The organism is Campylobacter concisus (assembly GCF_002913545.1).
Taxonomy (GTDB): domain Bacteria; phylum Campylobacterota; class Campylobacteria; order Campylobacterales; family Campylobacteraceae; genus Campylobacter_A; species Campylobacter_A concisus_AV.
In genome coordinates, this window is record NZ_PPBR01000013.1 from 1 (window position 1) to 496 (window position 496).

At 41.1% G+C, this 496-nt stretch carries 1 pseudogene; it reads left to right on the plus strand.

The window, feature by feature from the left end:
* Positions 1-496, plus strand: a pseudogene (locus tag CYP05_RS10275) (hypothetical protein); the annotation flags it as partial.

A 496-nucleotide genomic window follows, 5' to 3' on the forward strand; every position in this document is an offset into this window, starting at 1 on the left:
AACACACGACGTGGCTGCAAAAGTAAGAGAAGAAGATGTCTTAAAAGCAAAAGGAAAAATAAGGACTAAAGGCAAAAGACTAACCAATCCAAAGCTAAAAACTGGCGAGATAGGGGTGAGAGTAAGCGAGCAAATCATCGAAAAACCAAGCGAGCCACTACCATTTATGATAGGAGATGAGAGCGTAAATGAGGACATCAGGCTAAAATACCGCTTTTTAGACCTTAGAAGCGAGCGCTTGCAAAATATATTTTGCAAGCGCTCGCTTCTAAGGTCTAAAAAGCGGTATTTTAGCCTGATGTCCTCATTTACGCTCTCATCTCCTATCATAAATGGTAGTGGCTCGCTTGGTTTTTCGATGATTTGCTCGCTTACTCTCACCCCTATCTCGCCAGTTTTTAGCTTTGGATTGGTTAGTCTTTTGCCTTTAGTCCTTATTTTTCCTTTTGCTTTTAAGACATCTTCTTCTCTTACTTTTGCAGCCACGTCGTGTGTT